This window comes from Heyndrickxia sp. FSL W8-0423 (assembly GCF_038009395.1).
Lineage (GTDB): Bacteria > Bacillota > Bacilli > Bacillales > Bacillaceae_C > Heyndrickxia > Heyndrickxia sporothermodurans.
Genome location: NZ_JBBPBE010000001.1, coordinates 1710836 through 1725414, shown reverse-complemented (window position 1 = coordinate 1725414; position 14579 = coordinate 1710836). Strand labels below are relative to the sequence as shown.

General features: G+C 37.2%; 14 protein-coding genes and 2 pseudogenes. 5 read left to right on the top strand and 11 right to left on the bottom strand.

Annotated elements, in window-relative coordinates; genetic code table 11:
- Window positions 1-27: 27 nt before the first annotated feature.
- From MKY81_RS08655 to MKY81_RS08640, 4 genes are all read right to left on the bottom strand, one after another.
- Window positions 28-348: a DUF3870 domain-containing protein gene (locus MKY81_RS08655; protein WP_341117562.1), complete on the bottom strand. Its 321-nt coding sequence runs from the start codon at window positions 346-348 to the stop codon at window positions 28-30.
- 183 nt (window positions 349-531) lie between these two features.
- Complete coding sequence (locus MKY81_RS08650; protein WP_341117561.1) at window positions 532-1083, bottom strand: YdhK family protein; 552 nt, start codon at window positions 1081-1083, stop codon at window positions 532-534.
- A 116-nt stretch (window positions 1084-1199) separates the two neighbouring features.
- Window positions 1200-1718: a GrpB family protein gene (locus tag MKY81_RS08645; protein ID WP_108073110.1), complete on the bottom strand. Its 519-nt coding sequence runs from the start codon at window positions 1716-1718 to the stop codon at window positions 1200-1202.
- A gap of 65 nt (window positions 1719-1783) precedes the next feature.
- Entirely contained in the window at window positions 1784-2134 is a 351-nt protein-coding gene (locus MKY81_RS08640; RefSeq protein WP_341117559.1) for a VOC family protein, read from the bottom strand.
- Window positions 2135-2413: 279 nt separating this feature from the next.
- Between MKY81_RS08640 and MKY81_RS08635 the strand changes: the two genes are divergently transcribed.
- The gene (locus MKY81_RS08635) at window positions 2414-2572 is read left to right on the top strand and encodes a hypothetical protein (protein WP_341117558.1); all 159 of its coding nucleotides are present in this window, start codon (window positions 2414-2416) and stop codon (window positions 2570-2572) included.
- A 96-nt stretch (window positions 2573-2668) separates the two neighbouring features.
- On the opposite strand, the gene MKY81_RS08630 is transcribed toward MKY81_RS08635, so the two are convergent.
- Window positions 2669-3130 (bottom strand): GNAT family N-acetyltransferase, encoded by a 462-nt coding sequence (locus MKY81_RS08630; RefSeq protein WP_341117557.1) that lies wholly within the window; start codon window positions 3128-3130, stop codon window positions 2669-2671.
- Window positions 3131-3391: 261 nt separating this feature from the next.
- On the opposite strand from MKY81_RS08630, the gene MKY81_RS08625 reads away from it, so the two are divergent.
- Window positions 3392-3931 (top strand): DUF3995 domain-containing protein, encoded by a 540-nt coding sequence (locus MKY81_RS08625; protein ID WP_341117556.1) that lies wholly within the window; start codon window positions 3392-3394, stop codon window positions 3929-3931.
- Window positions 3932-4285: 354 nt separating this feature from the next.
- On the opposite strand, the gene MKY81_RS08620 is transcribed toward MKY81_RS08625, so the two are convergent.
- Entirely contained in the window at window positions 4286-5512 is a 1227-nt protein-coding gene (locus MKY81_RS08620) for an IS110 family transposase (RefSeq protein ID WP_108073350.1), read from the bottom strand.
- A 434-nt stretch (window positions 5513-5946) separates the two neighbouring features.
- Between MKY81_RS08620 and MKY81_RS08615 the strand changes: the two genes are divergently transcribed.
- A complete protein-coding gene (locus MKY81_RS08615) occupies window positions 5947-6375 on the top strand; it encodes an SRPBCC family protein (RefSeq protein WP_341117555.1) in 429 nt (142 codons plus the stop codon).
- A 144-nt stretch (window positions 6376-6519) separates the two neighbouring features.
- On the opposite strand, the gene MKY81_RS08610 is transcribed toward MKY81_RS08615, so the two are convergent.
- Window positions 6520-7110, bottom strand: coding sequence for a flavin prenyltransferase UbiX (locus MKY81_RS08610; RefSeq protein WP_341118757.1), 591 nt, complete (start codon window positions 7108-7110; stop codon window positions 6520-6522).
- A 57-nt stretch (window positions 7111-7167) separates the two neighbouring features.
- Window positions 7168-8637: a UbiD family decarboxylase gene (locus MKY81_RS08605; RefSeq protein ID WP_341117554.1), complete on the bottom strand. Its 1470-nt coding sequence runs from the start codon at window positions 8635-8637 to the stop codon at window positions 7168-7170.
- 136 nt (window positions 8638-8773) lie between these two features.
- Here MKY81_RS08605 and MKY81_RS08600 point away from each other — a divergent pair, with 136 nt between their 5' ends.
- Together MKY81_RS08600 and MKY81_RS08595 are read left to right on the top strand one after the other, a co-directional pair.
- Window positions 8774-9661: a LysR family transcriptional regulator gene (locus MKY81_RS08600; RefSeq protein ID WP_341117553.1), complete on the top strand. Its 888-nt coding sequence runs from the start codon at window positions 8774-8776 to the stop codon at window positions 9659-9661.
- A gap of 71 nt (window positions 9662-9732) precedes the next feature.
- Window positions 9733-10378 (top strand): annotated as a pseudogene (locus MKY81_RS08595) (DsbA family oxidoreductase).
- Window positions 10379-11007: 629 nt separating this feature from the next.
- On the opposite strand, the pseudogene MKY81_RS21115 reads toward MKY81_RS08595, so the two are convergent.
- The 3 genes and pseudogenes from MKY81_RS21115 to MKY81_RS08585 all read right to left on the bottom strand — a co-directional run.
- Window positions 11008-11252: pseudogene (locus MKY81_RS21115) on the bottom strand (class I SAM-dependent methyltransferase); the annotation flags it as partial.
- 74 nt (window positions 11253-11326) lie between these two features.
- On the bottom strand, window positions 11327-12469 hold the full coding sequence (locus tag MKY81_RS08590) for a mannitol-1-phosphate 5-dehydrogenase (protein ID WP_325947722.1): 1143 nt from the start codon (window positions 12467-12469) through the stop codon (window positions 11327-11329).
- A gap of 6 nt (window positions 12470-12475) precedes the next feature.
- Window positions 12476-14563, bottom strand: coding sequence for a BglG family transcription antiterminator (locus MKY81_RS08585; protein ID WP_341117552.1), 2088 nt, complete (start codon window positions 14561-14563; stop codon window positions 12476-12478).
- Window positions 14564-14579: the final 16 nt, after the last annotated feature.

The following is a 14579-nucleotide window of genomic DNA, read 5'->3' as shown; positions in this document are numbered from 1 at the left end:
AAAAGTTAGACTGGATTTTGTCTAGGTTTATTTAGACAAAGCAGTAATAGCATGATATTTTTTTAAGGCATCCTGAAAAGCGACAATCATCGCCTTTTGGGAAGAACCAAAATAACGATTTGAGATATCTTCTAAGAGTGACGGATCATCGATATGACGGCCAATGAAGAGTGATTGGACAAATCTTCGAGTTAAGTCTACCGTCGCCGAACAATCTACATCAATAATTTTTCCTGTAGTCCGATTGACAACTAATGCGAGAAAATACTGACTGAATTTCTTAGTGATCGGATTATTTTGCGAAGATTTCGCGTCTCCCGTAATAAAAATTGCTTCTTTCTCGTACATACAAATGGTTTCCTTTCAATTTTAATAACAGGCGATACAAGGGGCAAACAAGGGATACTTGTTCAAAGCTTATATCGTGTAATCGTTTTCAAAGGAATATTATTAATATATCATTGTTTTCGCTATCAGACAATAGGAAATATTTTGTCTCAAAAAGGAAAATGGACTTGGTCCACTGCCCCGTTAAGATAATTCACTTTCTGTCACCCATTTATGGTTCTTGACTTCTTTACCTCCATTGGTTGGCTTATAGTTGACCATATAGACAGTTGTTTTTTCCGCAGAAACAATTTCAGCTTTTGCACCTTTCATCCCCTTCATATGATCGGCTTCAATGGTAACTTCATCTCCGGGTTTGAACGTTTTACCATCTGCATTTTTTATTTCTTCTTGAATCACCCATTTGTGATTTTCCACTTTCGGTCCGCCAGTTGTCGGCGTGTAGGAAATGATATATGCTGTCGTATCATATGCGCCGACAATTGTTGCTTCTGCGCCTTTCATGCCCTTCATGTGGTCTGCTTGAATGGTTGCTTTACTTCCCACTTGAAATTTCGGATTCGCAGCAACTTTCAACCCTTTAGGGACTTCACTTGAACTGGAATGATTCATATCCATATGTTCTTCGGACTCGGAATTTGATTTCACATGTTTGTCTGGCTCTTTAGTAGAAGAACAAGCTGCAATCGAAATTGTTAAGATAATCGCAACAATACTTAATATGTATTTTTTCATAATATCCTCCTCAAGTTTGCTATTTAGGAAAAAGTTTTCCTTACTATATTTACCTTAAATAAAATCGGTAAACATACAGCCTTGTTGAGATGGAATTCTCTATTCGTCGATCCGGTTCAATTCCTTTGTTTTTGTTCAAACCAGCGAAGTGCCTTTTTCTCCATTTCTTGTACAAAAGGTTTTTTCGCTTGGCTGTATTCTCTAGTGAATTCGAACTGCTGGGCTAACTCATCTTTAAAGCGACTATATTTAGAAACTTCCTCTGGATGAGCACGCAAATAATCTCGAAAGATTAAATGTCGATCGATTTGAGGGTTGTCATACTGATAAAAGTGGATATGATGTGTACGATTTTCCCCACCTTTTCTAAATAATCTTCTCCCGGGAATTCCCCATTCACCTGCTACATCGTAACCTAATGAGTCCATTTGTTGATTAAAAGAATCGATCCTTTCAATGTCCTTTACGATACACATCATGTCGATAACAGGTTTAGCCTTTAGCCCTTTAACAGATGTACTGCCAAAATGCTCACATTTGATGAGTTCATCACCAAAAATAGCATATAGAAATTGTTCTTCCATTTGAAACATTTTAGCCCAATTTTCATCAAAGTTAGATAGGCGAACTTTTATGAGATAACCCCCTTTCTCTAGTTGTCAAAAAGGTTGGGGGATACCCAACCTTTAAATGCTGTGTTTCATTTATTTTGAATTAGACCAAAACCAAGTCCAACAGGGTCTACTAAGTAAGCAAGATAAAATTGATCAAACTCCATTTTTTCACGAACAATCATTGCACCATTTTCTTTCGCGTTCGCAATAGCATCATCGATGGATTCAACTTCGATTTGAATACGTGTTCCGTACGGAAAATCATTTGGGCCTTTTCCGATACCTCCGTTTATACCTGGCTCTTCTTCTCCCCCTGTGGTGACTTCACGATAGTCCCAATTAGGTGCTGAAATTTCCCAGCCGAAAACACTCGAATAAAACTTGGCAGCTTTCTCAGGATCTTGACTATTTAACTCAAATCCAATCACTCTTCCCACTCCAACCATCCCTTCAAAACTATATTTATTAGAATCCTTAGTTAACAGTTCTATATTTGGAGGAAAATTCCTTCCTTATAATTAAGGAAATTCAACCAATTGCCTAAGTATGTTCAAAGATAAGCCTGCGCTTCACAAGAAGTTCGGATTCGAATTTGTTGGAAACTAAGTAGGGTTTATGGCAAGATATACATTTTTATCAACGAATGATTGGGACATATCTAGTGTTTTTCTTGTAAATAATATGATTGTTAAAATAATCAATGGAGGTGGGCCAGTATGCATCAGGATCAACAAGCTAAAAATAATTCAGGCTCAATTATGAAAACGGAATTTTCCGGAACGGATGCACAAAAAGTAAAACAACAAATTCATAAAGATGTAAGCAAAGGACAAGGTGCAATGACCTCTCGTGAGGCTGGAGCCATGCGTGATTAAAAAACTACTTTTGTAGTGAATACCTTAAGTTGGATTAATAATCCAACTTAAGGTATTCATTTTTCAATTTGATATAAGACATTTTCAATCTCCCGTTCATGAAGGAAAATATTCCATTGGTTCTGTGCAATGAACGTAACCATTTTTCTTGTAATAATTAATCGCATCATCACTTGGCCATACAATAACAAATTCATAATTGTTTTCTTTAATCCACTTATTTATTGAAGTTAGTAATTTACTTCCAATCCCCTTATTTCTATAATCCGGCATTGTATATACGTTTGTCATATAAGCAAATGGATAAGTGACCCTACCAGGACGAGGCACCTTTTGTATTAATTCTATGTATATATGTGATACAATTTTCCCACTGTCCTCCGCAACCCAAACAAACCATTGACCATTATTAAGAGCATTCTCTAAAAAAGCGTGACATTCCTTTTCAAAATCGGCGAATGATTCATTTTTTTTACTTTTGTCGTGTTCAATTGTAAAATCCCATCTCATCCTTGTTAATTGCTTAATGTCTTTTGCTTCGGCAAGCCTTATGTTCATCTACTATATCTCCTTTTTTTAACTACTCACTTTTAAATTCTATTGGAATCTAAATATTACCTTCTCAACTAAACTATCTTTTTTGTAACAAAAAAAAGCTTTACACCTTATCGAAGTAAAGCACTCGTTAATTTATTAAATTTGATATAATAAATTGCCTTTTTAGTATTATATTTTCTTTAAGGTTTAAATCCGCATTTTCCCGATGCTACCCTGTAATGCAATTCACTAAATGTAAATAAGAATAAAAAGACACTAATCGTGAATAAGAATAACAAGTACGGAACTTTTATAAGGATTTTTGAGCCTTTGCAAATTATAAAGGGGCGTTTTCCAATGCAGAGGAATTATTGGTTTATAGTTTTGGGTATTATTTGGACGATAATTTTTTCAGGTATGAGTTTTTATTGGGCAATGGGTGGCTTACTTGGTATTAGATCTCTAGGAGGAGCTATTTATGAGATGTCCCAAAACCCTTCTCCCTCGTTCATCATTATTGTTTGGCTGACCGGTTTTATTAAATTACTTGGGCTACTATTATTGTTGATGCTTATTGTTCAATGGAAAAATCCTTTAATAACCAGGATTCTTTATTACGTTACGAAAATTGTTGGGACATTATTGTTCTTATATGGATTTCTTAATTTCGTCACAATTACATTAAGTACTTTAAATATTTTAGATTTTGATTTAGATTCATATGCAACGTTTTGGAGATTAATTTTTTGGGAACCTTTTTGGATGATCGGTGGATTATTTTACTTTTTTTCCATTAAAAACAATCTTAATAAGCTATTCTGAAACAGTCTTTCGGAACATGAAGAAATGAAAAAGTTCATAGAAATTTCCTAATCGTTGTAAGTCCCCATTTCCCGACGGTACTTCTAATTGAACTAACCGTACTAATCTATATTTTAATAGTGTAACTTAACAAAAACACTTATAATATAGCCAGACATCTATTGTAGAGATACTTCCAAAAATATCCGTGTTTAAAAAGACTTGTGGTAATAAGTCAAGAGAAAATCCATAAAAAATAAAGTTGATTTTGGACTTTCAAAGGAAAAAAAGGCGCACTGAACTAAACCCGCACCATCACAAGAACGCTTGTTCGGGTTTGCTGAAAGGATTCAAAAGCAGCTATTTGCTTTTGAGTTACACGCTCCTTTTTGGCGTGTAGAGTTGGTGATTGCGTAGTAGCACATCCACCAAACGCACTAATTTTCTTGCAGTCATGACAAGGGCTCTTTTGTGTTGAAATTTCGGAACTTCTTTATACTTCTTTAAGTAAAATTCACGATAGGCGGGTTCATTTCGTTGGACCGAGTTGGCAGCTTCAACTAAGTAATAACGAAGATACTGATTTCCCGACATGACTCGTGGTGTTCGTTCCGATTCATAGTCGCCTGATTGCGATTTTTTCCAGAAGAGACCGGCATATTTAGCTATTTGCGCTTGTGTTTCAAATCGATCAATTTGACCGATTTCGGCGATAATCCCTGCCGCATAAACCGGACCAATACCCGGCACGCTTTTCAAGCACTGTCCTTCTGGAATAATGTGAAATAGGGACTCAATCCCTTTTTCTAACTCTTTGACCTGGTTTTTAAGTGTTTGAATGAGTTTGGCATAGGTGGCCAATACGACATCAACGGAGTCCTGTACGACCTTGCCTAAACGGTAGGAGTCACGAATCGCCTTTTGGATGGATTTCGCAACTTTTTCTGGCTGACGAAAGCGACCTTTTCCTCTCTCTTGAAGGAACTCAGCCAGCTCTTCCAGCTCCATCTGAGCGATCTCATCCAGCGAAAAGGATTCAGCGAACAACTCCATCATGGTCGAACCAAAAACAGAAGTATCTACTTCATTGGTCAATGTATTGCACTTGTAATAGAGATTTTCAAGGAAATGCTGCTTACACTCGGTCAATTGATGAATGACCTGATAACGAGAACGCGTTAAACGCTGAAGGGCAACATACTTTTCTTCCTTGATGATGGTTTTATTATAGCGCCCAAACCGAAGAAAGTCGGCAATCCGAAATGCATCAATTTTATCGGTTTTATCTTCTTCAAATAAGCCTTTAAACCGATGGATCGCCTTTGGATTTTGAACCACCACTTCCACCCCAATCCGTTTTAAGTCGGCATCGTTATCTAAAAGATGCGCAGGGTGAAAGCTATACACAGAGGTGGATTCCATGCCGACAATGATTTTTTCGTAATGGGATTGTCCATGATAAGCTAAGATATTTTCTTTAATCTGGTTCGCTCCATGAATATCGTTTGGAAAAGTCGTTTCTTTTAAACGTGTGTCTTCGCTGTCCAGAAAACACACATCAAGTTTTTTAGAGCTTACATCAATACCTACAAATAAATTCACGGAAAGGACCTCCTTTCATTTGATTATGGAATAAGCTTGGATACTGCGGGATATCCCTAGAAACAATGGTCTGGCAACAGCCTCGCGTATGAGTATTCAAAAGGTGCGTCTCTAAAAGCTGCCCCAATGTCCACTAACATTGGTATAGAAATACACCGATACAGCTTGTGTGTTTGCAGTACAACCATTGTCTGGGTCACAGTCTTTAATCGTAGTCGAACTACAGGAGGAAACAGCATATTCCCAGTTGGATCCATTCCAATGTCTATTATCCAGGGATATCCCCCAGTATCCAAGCAATTCGGGTTGTGCTATTTATGAATATAAAGAGAGAGCAGCATTGCCTCCATCATAGATAGCAATATCTTAATTATTTAGTTATCAAAGAACAATAAAAGCAATTTCTAAAACTTATTATACGAGGAGGAAATAAAATGCAAGAATCTAAAAAGATTACGGTTGAAACAGTAATTCAAGCACCATTAGAAAAGGTATGGAAGTATTGGACGGAACCAAGCCATATAACAAAATGGAACAATGCTTCGGATGATTGGTATACTCCATATGCTGAAAATGATCTAAGGGCAGGTGGAAAATTCGTTTCAAGAATGGAAGCCAGAGATGGCAGTGCCGGTTTCGACTTTGGTGGAATTTATGATGAGGTAAAATTCCATGAGCTCATTGCCTATACGATGGGTGATGGCAGAAAAGTAAAAATCACTTTTAATGGTAGAGAAAACGAAACCAAGGTAGTTGAAACTTTTGATGCGGAATCGTCACATCCAATTGAGTTTCAACAACAAGGTTGGCAGGCGATTTTAAATAATTTTAAAAAGTATGTTGAGCAAACAAACAATTTATAAAGATCTCTGGTAATTGTTTCTATAAGCTATCAAAATCAATTAGTGGCGGTATCTTTGGTTATGTAATAACCACAAATACCGCCATTTTTTCCTCTTAATCCATAATTCCAGTATTCGCTCGATAATATGGGGTGGTGCCCCCTTTTATTTAACACTGCTATTCTTATTTTTTATAAAGCCATTCCAGCGTTTTTCTTCCGCTTCAGGCAGATGTATGTTGAACTGATCTAGTGTTCGAAATGCAATATGGTTAAATATGTCATCCAAGGATTCGGGATGATTATAAAACGCTGGCATCGGAGGGAGTATAACGGTTCCCATACGAGATAAAGTCAACATATTCTCAAGATGTATATCGTTGAACGGTGTTTCCCGTGGCACTAATACTAACTTTTTGCGTTCTTTTAAAATAACATCCGCCGCGCGAGTAATTAAATTGTCCCCAAGACCTACACGAATGGAGGCTAATGTTTTCATTGTGCAGGGAGCAACAATCATTCCATCTACTTGAAACGAACCACTGGAAATTTTGGCCGACAAATCTTTATTTGAATACGAGTAATCTGCCAGCTCTGAAACCTCTTTCGCTGTATAAGGAGTTTCATCTTGAATGGTTACAGCTGCCCATGAAGACATAACGAGATGCGTCTCAATGCCCGCACTTTTAAGAAACTGTAATAGACGAACACCAAACATGGCTCCCGTTGCTCCAGTCATTGCTAAAATTAATTTCATCTCATTTATCCCTTCTAACACTTAATATAAAGAATAACTCTTTACTATAAAACGGAATCAAAACCCGTATTCTTTCCAGTTTTTAATAATATGATTACGTAATTCTTCAGGATAACTCCTAAACGATGCTTCAATGGGTTTCTTATCTTCAGACCATTTGTTTAAAGGCAATAAACAGTTATAAACGATCTTTGTAGTAATTCCTCCTCTTTTTTCTTTTTCATCTAGGTACGCTACAAGAGGTAAAACATTTTGGTCAATCATCGCATTTCTTTTATCCGGATGATGACGAGTAGCCATAGCCCACACGACTTGATTAATGTCACTTGGATCAATATCATCATCTACAACAATTACTTTAGGGACGTAAGAACCGCCTCTAGTAGCAAAAACGGTTTCTCCAATATCATGTGCCAACTTTTCATTATCATCTCTTTGTTGACGACTATCTACAGTGACAACAAGCCAATGTACAGCTGACTCTAATGGAATAAAACATTCCTTAATAGGTAATCCTTTTTTTCGCAACGCATTTTGAATGCTTGCTGCAATAGCCACGCCCCAATTGGTGTGATTTTCTTCCGGTGGAGTACCGGCTACACATACTGGCATGATCGGATTATTTCGATGTGTCATGGCCGTCACGTGAAAGCGTGGTACTGGTTTTTCATTACCAACCCATGTATAACCAGCATATTCACCCATTGGACCTTCTGGAATCATTTCTTCTAGGGAGGCGGTTCCTTCAATCACAATCTCACTTGAAGCAGGTACCTCTAAATCACTTGTCTCGCATTTGACAACATCGATTGGTTCACCATACCAACCTCCAATCATTTCACCTTCATTCACATTATCTGGAAGCGGATAACCTGCTATCATGGCAATACCAGGATCAACACCTAGACATAAGGCAAACGGCATCTCTTTTCCTATCGCTTTCCATTCTTCGTATATTTTCCCGAGATGCTGAGATGCGATAACAACACCAGCCATTGTACGAGGTCCCTCGAGCATAACACGGGAAATAGACCAATTCACCCAAGATCCATCAGGTGTACGGACGATTAGAATACCGTAAGTATTAATGTAACGACCTCCATCTCCAACATGTAGAAATGGAACAGGTAATTTAGTAAGGTCAATCTCATCATTAAACAATTTGTTTTCTTTGCACTCACCATCTGTAACTAAGCGAGGGGAAATGGGATTAACGTCGGGAAGATGAGACCACGCCTCGATTAGCCCCGGAGCTGGGGTATCTATTGGTAACCCGAGCGAGAGAGCTACTCGTATAAATGGATGTTCCTTATTGGGGCTCAGTCCTACTGGTGCTCCTAACACCTCAAATCCAGGGGTACTATTCTTTATTGATTTAAAAAGTGGTGCTGGGGAAGGTAGTTCATAAGCTCGGCGAATGATCGCACCCATTTCTAAATTCCAATCTACCTCTCGACTAATAGCGACTACTTCGTTGTTATCCTTCAAAGTTTGCACATACTCTCGAAAACTCTTTATTGGTTTCATATAATTGTCCTCCTTAATAACATTCGGCCATTTATCTTTACCTATTTATTTTAAAGTTAGGTGTGAATGTATGTAAAATATATATAATAATAGGTGTACATATAAAAAATATATAACTTAAAAAGGATGCTAAATCATGGATTTAAAAAAGCTTGTCTATTTTGTAACAATTGCTGAAGAAGGACAAATCACACGTGCTGCAAAGCGTTTACATATTGCTCAACCTCCTCTAAGTATGCAATTGAAGTCTCTAGAGGAAGAACTAGGTGTAAAGCTAATTATACGTGATAAAGGGGAATTTGAATTAACACCTGAAGGGTTGACGTTTTATAAAAGAGCCAAAGAGGTATTAAATTCTATTAACGAAATGGTAACGGAGGTAAAAGAGCAACGAGAGGGCATTAGAGGAAAATTATCCATTGGTACAGTCATGTCTTGTGTACCTTATCTTCCTCCAGCGTTAAATTTTTTCCGAGAAATGTATCCTAACGTTTCTTTTCAACTTTTTGAGGAGGATTCCCGAAGAGTAGAGGATCTCCTCCGAAGTAAAGAAATCGAACTTGGTATCATAAGATTACCTTTGCAGTCTCAAAATATAAATAACATTTCCATTTATCCGTTGCAGTCAGACCCACTTGTAGCTGTTCAACCGGCTAATTGGAATATTTCTAAGGGTAAAACCATTTCAATAGAAAAATTGGAAAACCTCCCTCTTTTGATACTCCGGGGTCGGGGAGATTATAGCGTTTTTCATAAATTTGTTGAGATGTGCAACATCTACGGGTTCAATCCAAAGATTATTTGCGAAAGTCCAGATGTTACGACATTAATGAAATTAGCGGAATCGGGAATCGGGATTGCAATCGTTCCTAAAATAGCTGTGCAATTAAGGTCAAATGAGTCGTTATATTGTGCGGAGATTATCCCCGAAATAAATTCAGATACTGCACTGATTTGGTTAGAAAATCAATATATGTCTAAAGCTGCAAAAAATTTCAAGGACGTTTTACTTGATTTATTTTGATTATCGGTTCATTGTTTTTATAACAGCCATTCTTACAATATAACCCGAATCATAAATGGGAGGTAATAACCATGTCAATAAAGATAAAAGTGTATTCAGATTATGTATGTCCTTTTTGTTTTTTAGCAGAACAACCTCTTGAGGAAGCTATAAAAGGGAAAGATGTAGAAGTGGAATGGATGCCTTATGAATTGCGCCCGTATCCCAATGAAACATTAAAGCCTGAAGGCGATTATTTGCAACGAACATGGAAACAATCGGTTTACCCAATGGCCGATCGAATGGGAATGAAAATTGTTCTTCCAAAAGTGTCCCCGCAGCCATATACCCATTTAGCCTTTGAAGGGTATCAGTATGCAAAGGAAAAAGGCAAGGGCAATGAATACAATAATCGCATGCTTCGTGCCTTTTCAGGAAGAACAAGATATTGGTAAAATAGATGTACTAGTAAAACTAGCCGGTGAGGTAGGATTGGATGAAGAGGATTATCGGGATGCCTTAACAACAAGAAAATACAAAGAAGCACATAAAAAGGCATTGAAACATGCTTATGAGGAGGCAAATGTTACCGCCGTCCCGACATTTGTTATTGGAGATACAACAATCGCGGGGATACATTCAAAGGAAACCTTGGAACAAATCATTAACGATGAATTGAATAGACAAAAGGGTGTTATTTTAACGGAAGGCATGGCCTGCGATATAGATGGTTGTTAATTCATTTAATTAAGTCGATAACAAGTATAGTCAAGGTTATTTGAATCAGCCAGGTATTGTTTATAAGGCACAAATAAAGGCTTGGACCCCTTACGTAAATGTAGGGGTTCTTTTTTTGGAGACTTTTATATATAATGCGGCACAAATGAAATTCTATGATCCACTAACTGATAATCTGCCGCCCGAAGAGGAGTCTATGATCCACAAATGTCTTTGTATGATCCACAAATCTAGTTTGATGCGGCACAAATCCAGTTCCATGATCCACTAATTGAAAATCAGCCGATCGAAAAAGAGACTATGATCCACAAATGATTTTTTATGATGCACAAATCCAGTTTAACGCGGCACAAATGAAATTCCATGATCCACAAACTGAAAATCAGCCGATCGACAAGGAGTCTATGATCCACAAATGACTTTGTATGATGCACAAATCCAGCTCCATGCGTCACAAATGAAATTCTATGATCCACAAACTGAAAATCCACCGCGAGAAAAAGAGGCTATGGTACACAAATGATTTTTTATGATGCACAAATCCAGTTCCATGCGTCACAAATGAAATTCTATGATCCACGAACTGAAAATCCACCGCGAGAAAAAGAGGCTATGATCCACAAATGACTTGGATGTTCTACTGAAAAAACAAAACAATTGTAGACATATTGACAGATTATCCAAAAAAATAAATAATGTAAAGCTAATGAACTGATAACTACATCAAATTGGGAGACTAAAAAATATATGTCTTCAATCGGCATATTATTAAGGTCCATTGGTTTTTTCTCTTGACTTTTGAAGTATTTTTTTAAGAAATATCAACACCGATCGCAGAATCTGCTTGTTGCTCACGAGCATATCGGCAGTGCCAAAAGTACAAAAGGGATAGATAAAACAAGTACTCTCACCTGTTCACCTATCCCTATACATCTGATCTTCTAAAAATTACTTTTTCAATAAATCGTATTGTCGTAACACTTCCTGAGCAACCTCACTATCCTCAGCTAATCCACTTACTTCTTGAAGAACATAGGCTACGCCATGCTCACGAATCATTTCCTGAACCTTCACCGCTTCTTCGTCTTCTTTGTAATCAAAAAGCAAGGCAGCAGCGATTGCTTTTGCGAGGTTTGTAAATGATAGACCTGCTTTTTGCGCTTCTGTTGCTGGACGGACAAGACGGTCATTCGGACCAAGTTTACGAATTGGCGAGCGTCCCACTCTTGTAACTGCATCATTTAAATAGGCATTGCGAAAACGATTGATAATTTTATTAATATATTTTTCATGCTCTTCAGGATTTAGACCATATTGCTTGATTAAATACGCCCCTGTTTCCCCAAGTGTTGCTTTTACTTGTTTGACAATAGCTTCGTCTGCCAATGTTTGATCAATTGTCGCTTTGTTTTCAAGGTAGCCAAAATAGGCAATGGTCGCATGCCCTGTATTTACGGTAAAAAGTTTTCTTTCAATAAATGGGGCAAGGTCTGCAACGATTGTCATTCCTTCAACAGGAGGAATCGTTTCGGTTGTTTCAACAACCCATTCAAAATAAGGTTCGACTAGCACATCGAGGGAGCCTTGATTATTTTGAATAGGGACAATACGGTCGACAGCAGAATTAAAGAAATAGATTCTACCAGATAATTTACTCTTCGTTTCATCATCCAGATTTTCTTCTATGTAGCCTTTTAGCAAGTCTGTTGCCGAAATTTGATTTTCACATGCTATGACATATAATTTTTCATCTGTAGCTTGTACTCTTTCTGTTAATGCTTTCGCAATTAACGGCGCAATTCTTGGTAAAATATTAGGACCAATTGCAGTCGTTAAGTATGTTGCATTTTTAATCGCTTCGATTACTTCTTTTTCTTGTTTCATATTATTTAGTCCGGAAACATTCGTAATCGTCATTGTTTCTTGTTGATCCGTCGCCAACTTCACATCGTATTGCTTATCACTATTAAGACCATCAATGATTTGGTCTGCAAGGTCTACGAATGTGACATGGTAACCTGATTGTGAAAATAGCGCGCCAATAAACCCTCTACCAATATTTCCTGCACCAAAATGTACAACTTGTTTCATGTAAACTCATTCCTTTATCACGTTAGTATATAAATAATCTAAAAAAATTGTTTCCATCTTCGAACGAATGATCTTTTCATCCGAGGAGGAAAAAATCATAATTGCTTCATTATTTTCAATCAAACTCGTACTTAACAAACTTATCATTTCCTGCTCTCTAGAACTTAATTCTTCAGGGGCTAACATCAATAATAAACTTTTCATGTACATATCATTTCCGTCCATACCTTTAATAACACAAGGTTCTTCCAAATGGGCGATTTGAAAAATAAGTTTATCCACATGTGGATTTCGACAATGAAAAAGGCCCATGCCGGTTCCCGGAATCCCCAGACCGCCTTTTCTTTCACGATCGATTAGCGCTTCAAAAACGCTTTCCACATTAGAAATAAGATTGTCCTTCTCAGCTGTTATTAACATATTCTTCATAACTTGTTGATAATCGGTTTTATTCGTTATTTGAACTACATGAAAATGTTGAATAATTGCTTCGATGCTTGTATGTGTATCTTTTAATTCCTGTAATACATCCATTAATGGCTGTTGCCTTGTGGATGATGAGTCTTCATTTGTGGATAACCCGGTATAAAGTTTATTTCTCGTAAGCTGTTCAATATTTTTCTGTAAAAAGCTCCTGATTGTCTTAATATCTTCTTTACTTAACAACGGATTGACTAATATATATTCATTATTCATAAACGGAAGCCGAACCGTAGAAAGTATGACATCAAATTGATTTAAGCTTTTTTGCTTCTGAACGTCTTTAATTGATTTGATTTCAACAGAATCGATTTCCGTAATTTCTTTTTTTATACGGCTTGCCAGCATTTTGGACGTTCCAATCCCTGTCGGACAGATGACGAGTGCCTTAATAGGCAATTGCTCCTCTTTCAACACTAAGGCAGAACCGAAATGGAGAACGATGTAAGCAATTTCCTCATCGGGAAATGTCACAAATTCCTTAAACTCTTTTTCCACACTATTCTTCACTGCAAGAAAAAGGACGGGATATTTCTTTTTAATTTCCTCTGTTAACGGGTTATATAGACTCATATTTTGTTTCATTCGGAATAGGGATGGCAGCATGTGGGCAAGCAGCCCTTGAAACAAAGAGAAATCATTCGTCAAGTCGATATGTAGCTGTGTCGAAACGGATTGAATGATATTTTTAATCAATTGTCCTAAAATGACACTATCATAAGGGACGAACCCAGCTTCATGCAGCTTTGAACCTTTTAATACTGTGGATAAATAGTGGATATCTCCACGATTAAATTGAACCGGAAACCCTTCCTCTAAACAGTTGCATATGTTTTCTATTTGACGATATTCATCTGAATCTTCAACAAGATTTTCATCCTCTTCGATCCGAAAGCCATTCATTGCCCTTTGCATCGTAATACAAATTTCAATGACGAGACCGATATAATCACTATCAGCAAGACGTGTTTGCCTTTTATTCACAATGTCATTAACCAATCGCTCAATTGTTAGTAAATAATCGGATCGGAAAAAGTGGAGAATTTGATTGTTCTCGGCCTGTCCTTGCTCCAACAAAAACAAACTCTCAATCAATTCCTCGTTAAAATACAGCAAAAAATAGTTAGCAAGTGCTTTTCGTTTATTCACTTCTTCCCCAGTTAGCTCTACACCGACACCTCTTTTTCTACTAAGCACTAACTGAAAGTTTGTTAACCATTCTGCTAACTCATCGAGATAAGCAGATAATGTCGTAATACTGACACCAAGCTCATGAGCTAACACTTGAATTTTAAAAGATTCAGCTGTTTGAAATAAGCTTAGTAACAATTGAAGCTTTTTCTCTTGAGGTGGTTGGTCAATCGGCTGGCTGCTTGCTAAATGTTGTACTAAGCGGAAAACTTGTTCATTTTTCCCTTCAATACTTAAACCCTTATTCGGATTTCTTACCAATTGCAATTGAAATTGCTCGAGGATTTTTTCGATTGCTTTCAAATCCCGTTGAATCGTTCGTACACTTACATTTAAAAATGTAGCAATGGAAAAAGCCGTATGCTTCCCAGATGTCTTAATAATCAGTTCAATAATTGCTTTTTCCCTTGAAGTAATAAACATGCAACCATCCCTTTTC

Excerpts from the sequence above, each read along its gene's own strand:
- MKY81_RS08585 (WP_341117552.1), bottom strand. The coding sequence starts at position 14,563 with ATGTTTATTACTTCAAGGGAAAAAGCAATTATTGAACTGATTATTAAG.
- MKY81_RS08650 (WP_341117561.1), bottom strand. The coding sequence starts at position 1,083 with ATGAAAAAATACATATTAAGTATTGTTGCGATTATCTTAACAATTTCG.
- MKY81_RS08610 (WP_341118757.1), bottom strand. The coding sequence starts at position 7,110 with ATGAAATTAATTTTAGCAATGACTGGAGCAACGGGAGCCATGTTTGGT.
- MKY81_RS08590 (WP_325947722.1), bottom strand. The coding sequence starts at position 12,469 with ATGAAACAAGTTGTACATTTTGGTGCAGGAAATATTGGTAGAGGGTTT.
- MKY81_RS08615 (WP_341117555.1), top strand. The coding sequence starts at position 5,947 with ATGCAAGAATCTAAAAAGATTACGGTTGAAACAGTAATTCAAGCACCA.
- MKY81_RS08655 (WP_341117562.1), bottom strand. The coding sequence starts at position 348 with ATGTACGAGAAAGAAGCAATTTTTATTACGGGAGACGCGAAATCTTCG.
- MKY81_RS08600 (WP_341117553.1), top strand. The coding sequence starts at position 8,774 with ATGGATTTAAAAAAGCTTGTCTATTTTGTAACAATTGCTGAAGAAGGA.
- MKY81_RS08605 (WP_341117554.1), bottom strand. The coding sequence starts at position 8,637 with ATGAAACCAATAAAGAGTTTTCGAGAGTATGTGCAAACTTTGAAGGAT.
- MKY81_RS08630 (WP_341117557.1), bottom strand. The coding sequence starts at position 3,130 with ATGAACATAAGGCTTGCCGAAGCAAAAGACATTAAGCAATTAACAAGG.
- MKY81_RS08635 (WP_341117558.1), top strand. The coding sequence starts at position 2,414 with ATGCATCAGGATCAACAAGCTAAAAATAATTCAGGCTCAATTATGAAA.